This window comes from Rhodopila sp. (assembly GCF_965277825.1).
In the GTDB taxonomy this organism is placed as follows: domain Bacteria; phylum Pseudomonadota; class Alphaproteobacteria; order Acetobacterales; family Acetobacteraceae; genus Rhodopila.
In genome coordinates this window covers 400859-415138 of record NZ_OZ255846.1, presented here as the reverse complement: position 1 = coordinate 415138, position 14280 = coordinate 400859, and the positions used below count along the sequence as shown (strand labels likewise).

The 14280-nt window shown below is 64.3% G+C and carries 13 protein-coding genes; 10 read left to right on the top strand and 3 right to left on the bottom strand.

Going from position 1 to position 14280, the window contains the following annotated elements:
• Positions 1–68: 68 nt before the first annotated feature.
• Positions 69–524, bottom strand: coding sequence for a hypothetical protein (locus ACQY4T_RS02505; RefSeq protein ID WP_428537184.1), 456 nt, complete (start codon positions 522–524; stop codon positions 69–71).
• Positions 525–1810: 1286 nt separating this feature from the next.
• On the opposite strand from ACQY4T_RS02505, the gene ilvD reads away from it, so the two are divergent.
• Entirely contained in the window at positions 1811–3535 is a 1725-nt protein-coding gene (gene ilvD, locus ACQY4T_RS02500) for a dihydroxy-acid dehydratase (RefSeq protein ID WP_428537181.1), read from the top strand.
• A gap of 472 nt (positions 3536–4007) precedes the next feature.
• Here ilvD and xth read toward each other — a convergent pair whose 3' ends face one another.
• Positions 4008–4778, bottom strand: a complete 771-nt coding sequence (gene xth / locus ACQY4T_RS02495) for an exodeoxyribonuclease III (RefSeq protein WP_428537178.1) — start codon at positions 4776–4778, stop codon at positions 4008–4010.
• Positions 4779–4890: 112 nt separating this feature from the next.
• Between xth and ACQY4T_RS02490 the strand changes: the two genes are divergently transcribed.
• The 4 genes from ACQY4T_RS02490 (at position 4891) to ACQY4T_RS02475 (ending at position 8782) form a co-directional block, all read left to right on the top strand.
• Complete coding sequence (locus ACQY4T_RS02490) at positions 4891–5115, top strand: helix-turn-helix domain-containing protein (protein ID WP_428537175.1); 225 nt, start codon at positions 4891–4893, stop codon at positions 5113–5115.
• Between the two features lie 231 nt (positions 5116–5346).
• Positions 5347–5778 (top strand): type II 3-dehydroquinate dehydratase, encoded by a 432-nt coding sequence (locus ACQY4T_RS02485; protein WP_428537172.1) that lies wholly within the window; start codon positions 5347–5349, stop codon positions 5776–5778.
• A gap of 107 nt (positions 5779–5885) precedes the next feature.
• The gene (locus tag ACQY4T_RS02480) at positions 5886–7100 is read left to right on the top strand and encodes a CoA transferase (protein WP_428537169.1); all 1215 of its coding nucleotides are present in this window, start codon (positions 5886–5888) and stop codon (positions 7098–7100) included.
• Positions 7101–7114: 14 nt separating this feature from the next.
• Positions 7115–8782: an acyl-CoA dehydrogenase family protein gene (locus ACQY4T_RS02475; RefSeq protein ID WP_428537166.1), complete on the top strand. Its 1668-nt coding sequence runs from the start codon at positions 7115–7117 to the stop codon at positions 8780–8782.
• Between the two features lie 157 nt (positions 8783–8939).
• On the opposite strand, the gene ACQY4T_RS02470 is transcribed toward ACQY4T_RS02475, so the two are convergent.
• A complete protein-coding gene (locus ACQY4T_RS02470; RefSeq protein WP_428537163.1) occupies positions 8940–9542 on the bottom strand; it encodes a PEP-CTERM sorting domain-containing protein in 603 nt (200 codons plus the stop codon).
• A gap of 729 nt (positions 9543–10271) precedes the next feature.
• Between ACQY4T_RS02470 and ACQY4T_RS02465 the strand changes: the two genes are divergently transcribed.
• From ACQY4T_RS02465 to ACQY4T_RS02445, 5 genes are all read left to right on the top strand, one after another.
• A complete protein-coding gene (locus ACQY4T_RS02465; RefSeq protein WP_428537160.1) occupies positions 10272–10958 on the top strand; it encodes a PEP-CTERM sorting domain-containing protein in 687 nt (228 codons plus the stop codon).
• A 464-nt stretch (positions 10959–11422) separates the two neighbouring features.
• Entirely contained in the window at positions 11423–11911 is a 489-nt protein-coding gene (locus tag ACQY4T_RS02460) for a hypothetical protein (RefSeq protein ID WP_428537157.1), read from the top strand.
• Entirely contained in the window at positions 11911–12264 is a 354-nt protein-coding gene (locus ACQY4T_RS02455) for a hypothetical protein (protein ID WP_428537154.1), read from the top strand. Before ACQY4T_RS02460 ends, ACQY4T_RS02455 begins: the two co-directional genes overlap by 1 nt.
• Before the next feature lie 160 nt (positions 12265–12424).
• Positions 12425–13576 carry a pyridoxal phosphate-dependent aminotransferase gene (locus ACQY4T_RS02450; protein WP_428537151.1) on the top strand — a complete coding sequence of 384 codons (1152 nt, stop codon included), beginning with the start codon at positions 12425–12427 and terminating at the stop codon, positions 13574–13576.
• Complete coding sequence (locus ACQY4T_RS02445) at positions 13573–14253, top strand: hypothetical protein (RefSeq protein WP_428537148.1); 681 nt, start codon at positions 13573–13575, stop codon at positions 14251–14253. Before ACQY4T_RS02450 ends, ACQY4T_RS02445 begins: the two co-directional genes overlap by 4 nt.
• Positions 14254–14280: the final 27 nt, after the last annotated feature.

Here is a 14280-nt window from a genome sequence, read left to right as displayed (position 1 = left end):
TACAAGCGGGAGATGAACAAAAAGTTGATGAACGCGGTCAAACCGTGTGGGACCGCGACCGCTTTCTCTCACGGCCCGCTGTCGGCCTGAGCGCGTAGGATCAAGGTCAGCGTTTCCGGCAGAAACGTCAGCGACGGCTCGCCATCGGGACAAGTCCCGTCGGGTGACACCGCCCGACACCAAGTGGGCGGCTTGGCCTGGTCTGGATCGCCAAATCGGGCCCGTACCGACTCAGGGATAAACGCCAACTCCCCCGCCCCGTGCCCGCGAAACACGTAGCGCACTTCGGTCACGCCGCGTTCAGCGGAGACCATGACCTTCAATCGCCCATCCAGGGTATTGGCCGTGATCACAGTCGGAGTAAGGTTCGGCTTATAGCCTTGACGCCCGAGGCAAGAAACAACCTCGGGGATCTGCATCCCGAGGCGGAGGCCGATGATGTCAACACCGGCCGGGTCGAATGCACAGGCTGGACCGGCCGTCAGACCCGCCGCCAATAGAATCGCCCGTCGCATCCGTCGCATTGCCGTCCCGCCTGCCGCCCGGCGGCAGTGTCGCGAAGAAACCCTAAAGATGGATTAACGGCACCCTAGTCCGCTGACCCTTGCCTCCTGGAGTAACGTCAGCCTGACAGGAAAGTCGGGCTGATAAGTTGCTCGCTCAAAAAAAGAGCTAGAGCGCGGTGACCATTTACCCAGAAAGCGCTCTAGAGTAACGTCAGCCTGACGAGAAAGTCAGGCTATAGAGTTGCTCGCTCTGGTGTGAGTAAACAGGCGATTGATTCAGTGTCCCGGCGGACAAACTCGGACGCATAATGCGATGCAGTTTAGGCCTCGAAGGCCGCCGAACAAGTGTCCAATGCACCGAGTTGGTCCGACCGCCAAAGCTGATGCCTGGTGGCAGCGGCTAGGGAACTTGCCGATGAAACGAAATCGGACAGCCGGGCTCGTCCGGCGTGATAAGCATCCTCCATGTTTTCGAAGCCGTCGGACGAAACATAAACCGGTTCAGCCATATTTTCCCGGTTGATCTCCCACACAAACGGGGCTGCGCCTCTGCGAGCTCGGCGTACGACCACTTTGGTAGAAAGTTCTTCCTTGGTAATCCTCATTTCGATACGTGCTCCAGGTGCTGAAACCGAAGTCACCCAGATGACATCTGCGGATCGATACGACAACACACTTTTAAGTAATATGTAACGAAAAAGCCGATAAGAGTAGATTTACGGTCTAGCTGCTGCTCAAGCCGAAAACCGATAGAGCAAGGCGCGGTCCAGCCAGATCTCAAGCCCGTTGCACCGATCCAGCTCTAGTTCGTCGGCCAGGATTTTTCGGCCAGTGGCAATTGCGGCATCAAGTGTAGACACGTCCAGATTGTAGCCGTCTTCGACTTGCCCGTGTTGCGTGAAATAACAGCGATACATCGACAGCGACCTTTGCTTAATCATCCGGCTCGGGGGGGGATCTAAGGCCGATACAGACTCGGATCGCAATCGGAAAGTCATTATCAGCCGCTTTATCGCGTTGGGCCGGATATCTACGGCGCGTGAAGTTAGGCAAAACCAAGGCCGGCGTTCGCTGTCGGACCGGAGTCCCGTGGCCCTGGTCAATAGGGTCACATCCGGCAACGGATCGGCAAAAACGGTGCGGACCGTGTCCATCAATCATCAGAGGCCTGCAGGTTATGAGAAATCTTCTGCAATAAACCCGTGCTGGCGAGGCCCCACCTGGATGAACGGCGTCACGGTCTTTGGCATGGCTTCGTGCCGAGTCTATAACCCCGGCTCGAGACCGGAGAAAGGAAAACAGCAATGCCGATCAAGCGCTGGGACAAATCAAGAATGCCGTCCCGCCATGTGACGATCGGGCCAAGTCGAGCTCCACATCGCAGCTACTATTACGCGATGGGGCTGACCGAGGCTGAGATTGACCAGCCCTTTGTGGGCGTAGCCACCTGCTGGAACGAGGCCGCACCCTGCAATATCGCGCTGAGTCGTCAGGCCCAATCGGTCAAGAAAGGTGTTGCGGAAACCGGCGGCACGCCGCGCGAGTTCACTACCATCACCGTTACCGACGGAATCGCCATGGGTCATCAGGGGATGAAGTCATCCCTGGTGTCCCGCGATCTGATCGCCGACAGCGTGGAACTGACCGTCCGCGGCCATTGCTACGACGCTCTGGTGGGCCTGGCCGGATGCGACAAGTCGCTGCCGGGCATGATGATGGCAATGTTGCGGCTGAACGTGCCGAGCGTCTTCATGTATGGCGGATCGATCCTGCCGGGGAAATTCAAAGGTCGCGACGTCACCGTCGTCGATGTGTTCGAGGCGGTCGGTATGCACGCCGCCGGAGGCATGTCGGATGCCGAACTGCACGAGTTGGAATGTGCCGCCTGTCCCTCGGCCGGAGCCTGCGGCGGCCAGTTCACCGCCAACACCATGGCAACGGTGTCCGAGGCCATCGGCCTCGCGCTGCCGGGCTCGGCGGGCTCGCCGGCGCCGTATGAGGAGCGCGACCGGTTCGCGGCGGAGTCAGGGCGCGCGGTGATGAACCTGATCGAGCAGCGGATCCGCCCGCGTGACATCGTGACCTTGAAGGCGTTGCAAAATGCCGCGGTTGTCGTCGGTGCCACTGGTGGGTCGACCAATGCCGGCCTGCATCTGCCGGCGATGGCGCACGAGGCCGGCATTCGCTTCACCATGGACGACGTGGTCGAGATCATGCGCCGCACGCCCTACATCGCTGACCTCAAACCCGGGGGTAAATACGTAGCGTTCGACGTTCACAACGTCGGCGGCATTCCGGTGATCATCAAGGCCCTGCTGGACGGCGGTCTGTTGCACGGCGATTGTCTGACCGTCACCGGCCGGACGCTGGCGGAGAACCACAAGGACGTGGTGTTTCCCACGGATCAGGACGTGATCTATCCGGTGTCGCGGCCAATATCCCCAACTGGGGGCGTCGTGGGCCTGAAGGGTAGCCTGGCGCCGGACGGCGCGATCGTGAAAGTGGCTGGCCTGCACGCTCTGCGGTTCGAGGGAACCGCGCTGTGCTTCGACTCGGAGGAAGCGGCCTTCGCGGCGGTCGAAGCGCGTGCCTACAAGGCCGGCGATGTTGTCATCATCCGCTACGAAGGACCCAAGGGTGGTCCCGGCATGCGCGAGATGCTTTCTACAACAGGCGCGATCTATGGCCAGGGCATGGGCGAGAAGATCGCGCTGATCACCGACGGGCGGTTTTCCGGTGCCACCCGCGGCTTCTGCATTGGCCATGTCGGACCGGAGGCGGCGGTGGGCGGCCCGATCGCGCTGGTGCAGAACGGCGACAAGATCGTCATCGATGCCGAAAACGGCACCATCGACCTGTTCGTCTCGGACGCGGAAATGGCGCGGCGCAAGGCGGCCTGGACATCGAGAAAGACCGACTACAACGCGGGCGCAATTTGGAAATATGCCCAACTGGTCGGGCCGGCCCATCTGGGTGCGGTGACCCACCCCGGCACCGCGTCGGAGACGCATTGTTACGCCGACATCTAGTACGGCAATCGCCTTCGTTCGGCTGTTACATTCTTCCACCCATGGTTACGGATGGCGGTGCTAGGTCGGCGCTCGGCAGGGTTTGAGGAGTTTGGCGATGAAGTGGTTCGTTGCGGGAGCAGCGGTCTGCGTGACTGCTATGGGAACTGCCAATGCGCAGCCGCCCCCACCGCCGGCCTACGCACCGATCCCACCGCCGCGCGAGGAGGTGGTGCCACCACCCCCGGGCGGACGCATGGTCTGGGAGCCGGGGCACTGGCAGTGGGATGGGGTTCGCTACGGGTGGCGTCCAGGCCGCTACGTGGAGAGCGGACCGCATTACGGGCATTACCTCCAAGGCCGCTGGATCTGGGGTCCACGGGAGCGTCGCTGGATTTGGCGCCCTGCCCACTGGGAGTGAAAAAATACCCGCAGGCGACCGGCCCGGCGGGTAGACTCTGTCGCCGAGCTGCAGCGTGAAAAACCAGCCGGGTCAGTGCAGGTCGATCGTCACCGGTACGTGGTCCGACGGTTGCGGCTGGCCGCGTTCGTCCTTGTCGGGATCGGCTGAAACAAGCCGCTCCGCCAAGCTCGGCGAGACCAAGGCGTGATCGATCCGCAGGCCCCTGTCGCGCTGCCAGGCGCCCCCCTGGTAGTCCCAGAAAGTGTAAACCGCTCCGTGTGGATGCACCGCCCGAACCGCGTCGGTCAGTCCCATCCAGATCATCCGGCGATGGCGCTGTCGGCTCTCCGGACGAACCAATGCATCGCTCGGCGGCAACGCCCCCGGTGCGAAATCCTCGTCCGTCGGACAAATATTGAAGTCGCCGGTGATCACGAACGGCCGGTCGGCTTCCAGCAACGCTTGGGCATGATCGGCTAATAGGTCCATCCAGGCGAGCTTGTATGCGAACCCTTCGTCGCCGCGTGAGTTGCCATTCGGTGCATACACGCCGATCAGCGTGACGTCGTCGATCTCGATCTCGATGTAACGCGCCTGGCCGTCGTCTTCCGGCAGGCCCGGCAGCGCTCGATTAACCACCGTGAACGGCCTGCGCGCCAGGACGGCGACGCCGTTGTAGGACTTCTGCCCGACCGCCTCGGCGGTGTAGCCGAGGGCGTGGAACGGAAGCTGCGGGAAGGCGCCGGTCTCGCACTTGATCTCTTGCAGGAACACCACATCGGGCTGCGATAGACCCAGCCAGCGTTGCAGGTGGGCTTCGCGCTGGCGGATCGAATTGACGTTCCAGGTGGCGATTTTCATCTCGGTTTACTCCGCCTGATAAAGCTGGGCGCATGTCCCTAGCACACGATATGTCCGGTTTAGGTAGGACACGATCTGTCCGGTGATACTGGGCTCTTTGGAGAGAGCCTGAATGCGCTGGACGGAAGCCCTTCAGGGTGTGCGAGTGATCAAGTTCCGGAGTGTTTTGGGCCGCTATGGATCGACCGAACTTAATCAGATCGAAGCGGCTGAGCTGCTCGGCATCACCGAACGGACGTTTCGTTGCTGGTGCGTTCGCTTCGAGGCGGATGGCGAGGCTGGGCTGCTGGACCGCCGGCTTGGCAAGGCGTCGCCAAAACGGGTTCCGCGTAAGTAGGGAGTTGGTCGACCCGTCCGCGGGTCGACCGCTTCCGTGGGTACAACTATGCGAACATCGCCGCACCTAACTTCCCCACCAGCCATACGGTCGAATGCAGCGAACGCAGCCCCGCATCCCCGCCCCGATCGCCACCTGCTCCCCATCGATCGACACCCGGCCGGAACCGCTTGTCAGCCGCCGACCGCACGCCTACCGTCTACCGGTGTCGATCCAACAGGAAGCTTCGCGATGAAAATCCTCGTTGTCCAGGGCGCCGGCATGAACATGCGCGGCAAAACCCAAACCGAGATTTTCGGCACCATGACACTGGACCAGTACAACCAGCACATCCGTCAATACGCCACCGAACTGGATATCCAGGTCGACATCTTCCACTCCAATATAGAGGGCGAGGTCATCAACCGCCTATACCAGGCAAACGACCAGGCCTGTGACGGCGCGCTATTTAATCCGGCCGGCTTCTCGCGCGGCTACCCCGCACTCACCGCCGCCATCAGCCAGGTCAGCTTCCCGGTGATCGAGGTGCACATCTCCAATCCGGTGCGCCGCGGCCCGGTGTCGGACACCGCGACAGTCAGCCTCGGCATGGTGACCGGCTTCGGTGTGTTCGGCTACTATCTCGCACTCCGAGGCTTACGCGACACCGCGAAAGCGCGCTGAATGTCCGCCATGCCAAGCCGCCCTTCGGGCATCCCGGATGCAGTCCGATCGGTCCGACAGACCAGCGGCAACCGCCACCGCACCCCGGTCCGCGGACCCTGACCGTCGTGGCTCATCCGCTCAGCGACCTCCGAATTGTCGAGGTATCGGCCTTCGTCGCCGCGCCGCTTGGCGGCATGACGCTGGCCCAGCTCGGCGCCGACGTCATCCGCGTCGATGCGATCGGCGGCAACATCGACATCGGCCGCTGGCCGCTGGCCCGCGACGGCAACAGCCTGTACTGGGCCAGCCTCAACAAAGCCAAGCGCTCGGTCACCCTGGCACTGAACACGCCGCAGGGACAGGACCTCGCCCGCGCCCTGATCTGCGCCCCAGGGGCCGGAGGCGGCAACCTGTTGACCAACCTGCCCGCCGCCGGCTGGATGACCTATCAGGCCCTGTCCGAGGTGCGCTCCGACCTGATCATGACGCGCCTGACCGGCACGTCGGCCGGCGGCAACGCGATCGACTACACCGTCAACTCCGCCAGCGGCTTCCCGCTCACCACCGGCACCGGGGACAATCCGGTCAACCACGTGCTGCCAGCCTGGGACGTCACCGCCGCGCTCTATTTGTCCACCGGCTTTCTCGCCGCGGAACGCGCCCGGCGCGCAACCGGCCAAGGCCAGGAAGTCACCCTCGCGCTGTCCGACGTGATGCTCGCCACCGTGTCCAACCTGGGCTACCTCGCCGACGTCCAGATCAACGACGCGGTGCGGCCACCGATGGGCAACGATCTATACGGCGCCTTCGGACGAGACTTCGCCACCGCCGATCACCGGCGCATCATGCTGGCGGCGATTTCCAACCGGCAATGGCGCGCCATCGGCAAGGCCACCGGATTATCCGAACGCCTCGCCATGATCGGCCCGATGATGCAGGTCGACCTCGACACCGAAGGCGGCCGGTTCGAAGCCCGTCATGCCATCGCCGCGGTGCTCGAACCATGGTTCGCCCAACACACGCTGGCCGAAATCGGCGCCGCGTTCCAAGGCAGTGGCGTGTTATGGGGACCGTACCAGGATTTCCGCCAGTTGCTGCATGACGACCCGCTATGCTCCCTGGCCAACCCCATGTTCGGCGATATCCACCAACCCGGCGTCGGCCCGTTGATGGTCAACACCCAGCCATTGAATTTCGCCGCCACCGCCGGCCGCCGGCCGACCGCCGCGCCCCGCCTCGGCGAGCACACCGAAGCCGTACTCACCGAAATCCTCGGCCTGCCGTCCGCCGAGTATGCCCGGCTGCACGATGCCGGCGTGGTCGCCGGCCCGAAACGCTGATCACGGACCGATTGGTGACCAACGAAACCACCCCCGACCTCGACGCCGTCCTGATCCTGTGCGACCGCGGCCTCGCGCTCGCCGAACAGTTGCTCGCCCATTCCCGCCGCGCCGTCGCCTCGGCGGTGATCCGCGACGGCCGCATCGACCCGCAACTTCTCGATGCCCATCAACTCGCGGCGCACGGCTTCGCCTGGCAGGCCACCTATGTCGAGGCGCTGCGCCGCACCCTGATCTGGGCCCGCACGTTGCGCGAAACCGACGCCCTGACCCCGGTCGAGGCCGCCATGCTCCGCCTCGGCTTCGCCGAATACCTCGCACAATTGGGCGGCGGCATCGCCATCAGCCAGACCGAGATGGTCCGCCCCGCCGACGTCGGCACCGACCCCGAGGCGCTGTGGACCTTCCTGCGCGATCCGGTTCTGGCCGAACTCAGCGACCCCGCCGCCTTGGCCGCCGCGCGCCACCGCATCGTCGAGGCCGCCGCACTGCGCACCTTCGGCGATGTCGGCATCGCCGACGGAACCATCGCCGCGATCCGCGAGCAATTCCTCCGCTATGCCGAGGCCGAGATCGCACCCCACGCCCAAGCCTGGCACCAGCGCAACGAACTGATCCCCACCGAAATCGTCCAGCAACTGGCCGAGATGGGCGTGTTCGGCCTGACCGTTCCCGAGGACCGCGGCGGCTCAGGCCTCGGCAAGATCGCCATGTGCGTGGTGTCCGAGGCGCTCAGCGGCGGCTATATCGGCGTCGGTTCGCTCGGCACCCGATCGGAAATCGCCGCCGAACTCGTGGGGCTGGCCGGAACCGAAGCGCAAAAGCAGCAGTGGCTGCCGGGCATCGCCTCCGGCGCCATCCTGCCGACCGCGGTGTTCACCGAACCCAACACCGGGTCCGATCTCGGCAGCCTGCGAACCCGCGCGGTGCGCGACGGCGACTTCTATCGTGTCACCGGCGCCAAGACCTGGATCACCCATGGGTCACGGTCCGACCTGATGACGTTGCTTGTCAGAACCGATCCGGCCGCCGCCGGCTACCGCGGCCTGTCCATGCTGCTCGCCGGCAAACCGCGCGGAACACCCGACGATCCGTTCCCGGCACCCGGTATGACCGGCACCGAGATCCGCGTGCTGGGCTATCGCGGCATGAAGGAATACGAAATTGGGTTCGAGGATTTCCGCGTCCCGGTATCCGCCCTGCTCGGCGGGGAAGAGGGCCAGGGGTTCAAACAACTGATGCAGACCTTCGAAAGCGCCCGCATTCAGACCGGCGCCCGGTCCTTGGGCGTGGCTCAGAACGCCCTGGAACTCGCCACCGCCTATGCCACCGAACGCAACCAGTTCGGCCGACCCATCATGGCGTTCCCCCGCGTCAGCGGGAAAATTGCCTGGATGGCCACCGAAACCATGCTCGCCCGCCAACTCACCTATTTCGCCGCCCGGCAGAAGGACAGCGGCCAACGCTGCGACATCGAGGCCGGGATGGCAAAGCTGCTCGCCGCCAGGGTCGCCTGGTCGAACGCCGACAGCGCGGTGCAGGTGCATGGCGGCAACGGCTACGCGGTCGAGTATCCTATCAGCCGCGTGCTCTGCGACGCCCGCATCCTTTCAATCTTTGAAGGCGCCGCGGAAATTCAGGCCCAGATCATTGCTCGCGGACTGGTCGGCCCGCAGAACTGACCCACCAGCAAGGCAGCGCGGAAGGTTTTGCCCAGCCGGCCCGGTCGGCGTCGTCATTGCAGGCGCAAACCGCACCGAACGCACCGCCAACTCGGTCCGACCAACACCACCGACCGAGACGCAGCGGACCACCCGACCTGCCGGATCACCGGGCAACTCAGACCCGCGCTTGCGCAAGCCGGCGCTGGGGGCGCCGGATCACGCCGAGACCGATCAACCCGCCGGCGACGACAGCTATCGAAGCCGGCTCAGGAACCGCGGCAACGGCGAACGTCGCGCCGGAGCCGTCATTGTGGTCGTAGCCGACGGCTGGCCCTGAAATGCTGCTGGCATATCCGAAGTCATAGAAATTGCCGAATATGTTGGCTTCCACATGACCCGCCGTGGAGAACAGCAGGCCGCTATTGTCGAGCAACGAGCCTTGGTCGGAGTTGGCGGCGGCATATAGGATGTTGTCGTAATAAAACAGCCCGTCAAGCGTCAGTATCGACGGAGAAGACCCGTTGCCAGTGCTGTAACCTGGATTACCACCGACCAGACCGGTCACCGTCTCGCCCCCCAATAGGCCGGTGATCGACGTGATGTCATAGCCCTTGCCGTCCGGAGTATCCGAGGTCGTTAACTGGCCGCTGCCGGTGATCGATGCAGCGGCGTCGCTGAACGTCCAATCATAAATCGTAGCCGAAGCGGGAGCATAGGACGCGCTCAATGCGGCAGCGGCCACTATGCCGGCGAACGCCGTCTTCTTGAATGGAAGCATGATATACACTCCTGTATGTAAATAAGCGGTCGGCGATCAGTCATGACAAAATCAACATCAAGCATCGTCAGCAAGCTCGTGCCAAGTTAAAAACGGATCCCGATTCTCCGCCCGCAACTGCTGATGCACCGGATGATTCGCCAATCCTTGATGCAGGGCGCCCCCGGTGACCCGTCGGTGTAAATTTGGCTGACCATACCCATGCATTTCCGGACCAGCCGATTTGAAGCATGATCGCGTTGAACGGAACGTTCCAGTCCCATGAATCATGCGACAAAACAAAGAGCTAGACCCTTTCGGCATTCACAGCCACGCTTGCTTCGTGTCACGAAACGCCCGACTTCAGCCAATATCGAGTTGGTAAACCCGATTTGGTCGATCAAAACAGTGTAAGAATTACCGACCGCCCGACGAATGTTCGACACCGGACCGCCATCCGCGATCGTTCCCCTCATCTAAATGATACAACGAAACAAAGAGATAGACACACCAGACACTACCGTAAGACGGCAAATGCTCCCGCGATTTTACCAGCGCGGCAGCGCCGCGTCAGCCTGCTCGCACGGAAGAATTCCCGCCGAGAAAGGCTTTCTGCATCGTCTCGTATGTCCATAACCAGTAAAAACCGATCAGACATACAGAAGTAACCTAAATCCGGCCAACAAACAACTTGGCACGCTTATTGAATTGGTTTCCTTGAAGCAATGGGCTTCGCGACAGGAGACTCTCATGCGGACTGCAATCCTCGGCCTTGCCGCGCTCACCGGGGCGGTATCGTTGGCCCTCGCCACCCCAGCCATGGCCGGTCCCTTCACCATCAATGATATCGAGCTGCCATACAACGACATCCTAACCATCAACGGACCCACCTCGGGTACGGCGTACGTCGGTCAGCAAGTGCTGACGACCAGTATCGGCACCATCGATGCCTGGTGCATCGACATCTACCACGACGATCAAGTCGGCCCCAACCAGAACGTCGCCTACGTCACCGGCCCGATCACAACCAACAATGCGACACCCACCGCCGTTGCACTGACCGACGATCAGATCAGCAAGATCAGGGCGCTGGTCAATTACGGCGACGCGCTGCTCGCCAACCCCGCCACCGCCAGCAACAATGTCTCGGCTGCGATCCAGCTCGCCATCTGGCAGGTCGAATACCCCAGCTTCACCTACCAGGGAAACACCACCTTGAACGGTCTCATCAGCAATTATCTGACCGTTGTGAGCGACCCGAAGCAGGCAGCCCTCTATGGCGGCAACGTCATCGCGCTGATCTCCCAACAGGGCACGCAGACCTTGGTTACCGGTGATCCTGCCCTCGTCCCGGAGCCCGCTTCATTGGCCCTGCTCGGCGCCGGCGTGCTGGGACTGGCGGCAAGCCGGCGTCGCAAGTCCCCGACATCGGCCTGAAACGCCCGTCCGCCTAGTACGCCCAAGGCGACCTAGCACGCCCAACGCGACCATTGCTTGCAGCCAAGACGCGACGATCCTGCCGCCTGACGCCCACAACCATGCAATAGGCCAGCACCCGGCCTGTTGCATGGTCCTGTTGACGGATTCCAGCGATCGGCCGGCCGCCTTGCGACCCAACGCGATGTCGCCGCTGACCGCCACGCGTCCCGACCCGGCACGCCGGTGCAGGCTAGCGACGCTGCCTTACCGTCACCCAACCCGCCGGCAACGCCGCCGACCCACCGCCACGAAGCCCTGCGCAAACCCACCCACAGCACGGAATTCTCGTCCTCGAAATCAGGCGACACTGGCGCCGCGGCGCGCGCGGGTCCATCCTGACCGCGATGAACGTTCGACATCCGCCCCCGGACAATGATGCGTCCGGCGCCGCCATCCGCGTCGGCGGCGATCCCGATGGGCTCATGACCTATCTGATCGATCTGCCGCCCGAGGCGTTGCCCAGCGTCGGCCGCCGCGACCTGGAACGAGCCTGGTACGCCGCCCGCGAAGCCGCACTTGCGGAACGCCAGGGCGCGGTGCGCGGCTTTCGCTTCAACCGCCCGGACGGCAGCCACACCGACCTCGCTTTGGCCGACCGCGACGCGCGCTGCTGGGTCGGCGCGGTCGATCGTTCGGTCGGTATCGCCAACACCACCGGCCTGTCCCTGTGCCTGCGTCTCTTGGCACTGATCGATCTGCTGGCGCGCGCGCCCTGGGCCCGCTCGCTGTTCCACCTGGCACGCGACGGTGCCGAATTTCATCCCGCTCTGCTCAAGGCCGCCGCCAGCCAGCCACTCACCACCGAGGCCCGCTTCGATGAAGCCGGCTTCCGAACCCGGCTGTCGCGCTTCATCAGCGGCTTTCAGATCGAAACCGCGCAACCGGCGCAACGCTTGTCAGGAGCCCGCTGATGCACCGCCCCCGCCTCGACCTCGGCCAAATCCCAGCCGTCGCCCTGTTGCTCGCGGTCGCCCTGGCCGGCTGCGATCGCCCCGCGCCAACCGGGCAGGCCCGAGCCGATGCCGAGACCCGCGCCGCCTGTGAAAACCGCGCCGAACAAGCCTACGAACAGCAGAACCGCGCCGAGATCTACGGCCCCCAATCACAGGTCAACACCCCATATTCAGCCAACTACGTCTCGGGCGATTCGACCCGCGGCCTGTCCGACCTGTTCGTGCACGACCGCATGGTCAGCAACTGCATCCGCAACACCGGCACCAACACGGAACGCACCCCACCCGCTTCGCCCCCGCTCCCGCGCTGACCAGCGCGGCCACGCCACGCCAGTCCAGGCTCCGGACAACGCCGGGATCGTTGCGGATCGCCGCCCGACACCACGGCGGAGGCAGATTTAATCCCGATCCCGGCTCGAGGCGCATCGGGAATGATACCGAATCAAAGCAAAAGCCGTTATACGGTCGCCCATGGACCTTACCGTCATTCCGGGCTCGCGCATCCTAGAGGTCGCCCGCCTCGCGTTTTCCACCCCAGACGTCGATCTGCTCTGCTTCGGTGAGTCCGATCAGCCCAGCCCGCTGGCGGCCCGCGACGCCGCAACCCGCGCCCTGGCCGAAGGACATACGCGCTACCCGGACGTCCGCGGCCTGCCCGCACTCCGAGAAGCATTGGCCGGCTACCTGACCCGGCTGCATGCCAAACCGGTGGCGGAAGCCCGCATCCAGGTGACCGCGTCGGGCATGACCGCGCTCGCGGTCGCGATGTCCGCGGTGCTGCGTCCCGGTCATCGCGTGTTGATGCCCAGCCCGGCCTGGCCCAACATCGCCAGCGCCGCCGTGCTGCGCGGCGCCGTGGTCGAACAGATCGACCTCGACGTCCAGCCCGACGGCAGCTTCAGCCTCGATCTCGATCGCCTGGACATGATGATGGACGGCGCCCGCGCCCTGGTGCTGAACTCGCCCGGCAATCCCACCGGCTGGACCGCGACCGAGGCCGAACTGCGTGCCATCCGCGACATCGCCCAGCGCCACGGCGCCTGGCTGATCAGCGACGAGGTCTATTCCCGCCTGGTCTACGACGGCAGCGACGCCGCCGCCTCGATGCTGGACATCGCCGAACCGGACGACCGCATCATCGTCTGCAACAGCTTTTCCAAGACCTGGATGATGACCGGCTGGCGGCTCGGCTGGCTGGTGGTGCCGGCCGGAACCAGCGAACTCATCGTCGACCTGGTCGAGACCCTGCATTCCGGCGTCGCGCCCTTCATCCAGCTCGCCGGCGTCGCCGCCATCGCCGACACCGACACACTGCACCGGTTCCGCGCCCATTGCGCCATCGGCCGCGACCTCGCCACCCAAGCCCTGACCGGACTAGGCGGGATCCGCTACCAGCCACCCGCCGGCGCATTCTATGCCTTCCTGCAGGTCGACGGATTGCGCGACAGCCTCGACTTGGCGAAGCAACTGGTGACCCGCCACGGCGTTGCCGTCGCACCGGGCGTGGCGTTCGGATCAGCCGGCGAAGGCTGGCTGCGGGTCTGTTTCGCGCAATCGGCCGGATTGATGGAGCGGGCGATGCAGCGCCTGCGTGATGGCATACGGGCGGAGATGGCACGATGACCGAACCTGTTTGCGGAGCCTGCGGCGGCCCGGTCCGCTCACCGTTCCGGGCCCCTGCCCCCGAAATCGCTCCCGACCTCGACATGCGCCCAGGCGAACCGGCACGCTCCACCCTGCGCGACTGGATCCAACTCTGCCCCACCTGCGGCGCCGCCGCGCCGGATCTCGCCGCCCTGCCGTCCACCGCGCGCGCGGTGGTGGATTCTGACGAATACCGCACACTGACCACCTCGGCGCCCGAGGAAACCCTGCCGTTCCGCCGCTGGGCGCTGATCTGCCAGCGCACCGGCGACCGTCCGGCCCAGGCCGAGGCCCTGCTGCAGGCCGCCTGGGCGGCCGACGATGCCGCTGCGATGACCGAACCGGCTCGCCTCAGGACCGAGGTCGCGGCGCTGTGGGACGCCACCACCGACGTCGAACTCGGTCTGCGCCGGCTGGACGTGCTGCGCCGCGCCGCCCTGTTCCAGGAAGCCGAGGCCTGGGCAACCCACATGTCCCAGCACGGACCGGACGAGCTCGCCGCCAAGCTCATTGCCTTCCAGCGCAGCCGGATCGCCGCGCGCGACATCGGCCGCCACCTGATCAGCAGCGCATTGCCGCCGCCCTCGCACACCCCCCATGTAGCCAACGCCAAACGCGCCACCACCGGATTCTGGTCCCGCCTGCTACAGCAATGACGCCCGATGCGGATCACACCCAGATTC

Excerpts from the sequence above, each read along its gene's own strand:
- ACQY4T_RS02505 (WP_428537184.1), bottom strand. The coding sequence starts at position 524 with ATGCGACGGATGCGACGGGCGATTCTATTGGCGGCGGGTCTGACGGCC.
- ACQY4T_RS02485 (WP_428537172.1), top strand. The coding sequence starts at position 5,347 with ATGAAAATCCTCGTTGTCCAGGGCGCCGGCATGAACATGCGCGGCAAA.
- ACQY4T_RS02470 (WP_428537163.1), bottom strand. The coding sequence starts at position 9,542 with ATGCTTCCATTCAAGAAGACGGCGTTCGCCGGCATAGTGGCCGCTGCC.
- ACQY4T_RS02445 (WP_428537148.1), top strand. The coding sequence starts at position 13,573 with ATGACCGAACCTGTTTGCGGAGCCTGCGGCGGCCCGGTCCGCTCACCG.
- ACQY4T_RS02465 (WP_428537160.1), top strand. The coding sequence starts at position 10,272 with ATGCGGACTGCAATCCTCGGCCTTGCCGCGCTCACCGGGGCGGTATCG.
- ACQY4T_RS02490 (WP_428537175.1), top strand. The coding sequence starts at position 4,891 with ATGCGCTGGACGGAAGCCCTTCAGGGTGTGCGAGTGATCAAGTTCCGG.
- xth (WP_428537178.1), bottom strand. The coding sequence starts at position 4,778 with ATGAAAATCGCCACCTGGAACGTCAATTCGATCCGCCAGCGCGAAGCC.
- ilvD (WP_428537181.1), top strand. The coding sequence starts at position 1,811 with ATGCCGATCAAGCGCTGGGACAAATCAAGAATGCCGTCCCGCCATGTG.
- ACQY4T_RS02460 (WP_428537157.1), top strand. The coding sequence starts at position 11,423 with ATGACCTATCTGATCGATCTGCCGCCCGAGGCGTTGCCCAGCGTCGGC.
- ACQY4T_RS02455 (WP_428537154.1), top strand. The coding sequence starts at position 11,911 with ATGCACCGCCCCCGCCTCGACCTCGGCCAAATCCCAGCCGTCGCCCTG.
- ACQY4T_RS02450 (WP_428537151.1), top strand. The coding sequence starts at position 12,425 with ATGGACCTTACCGTCATTCCGGGCTCGCGCATCCTAGAGGTCGCCCGC.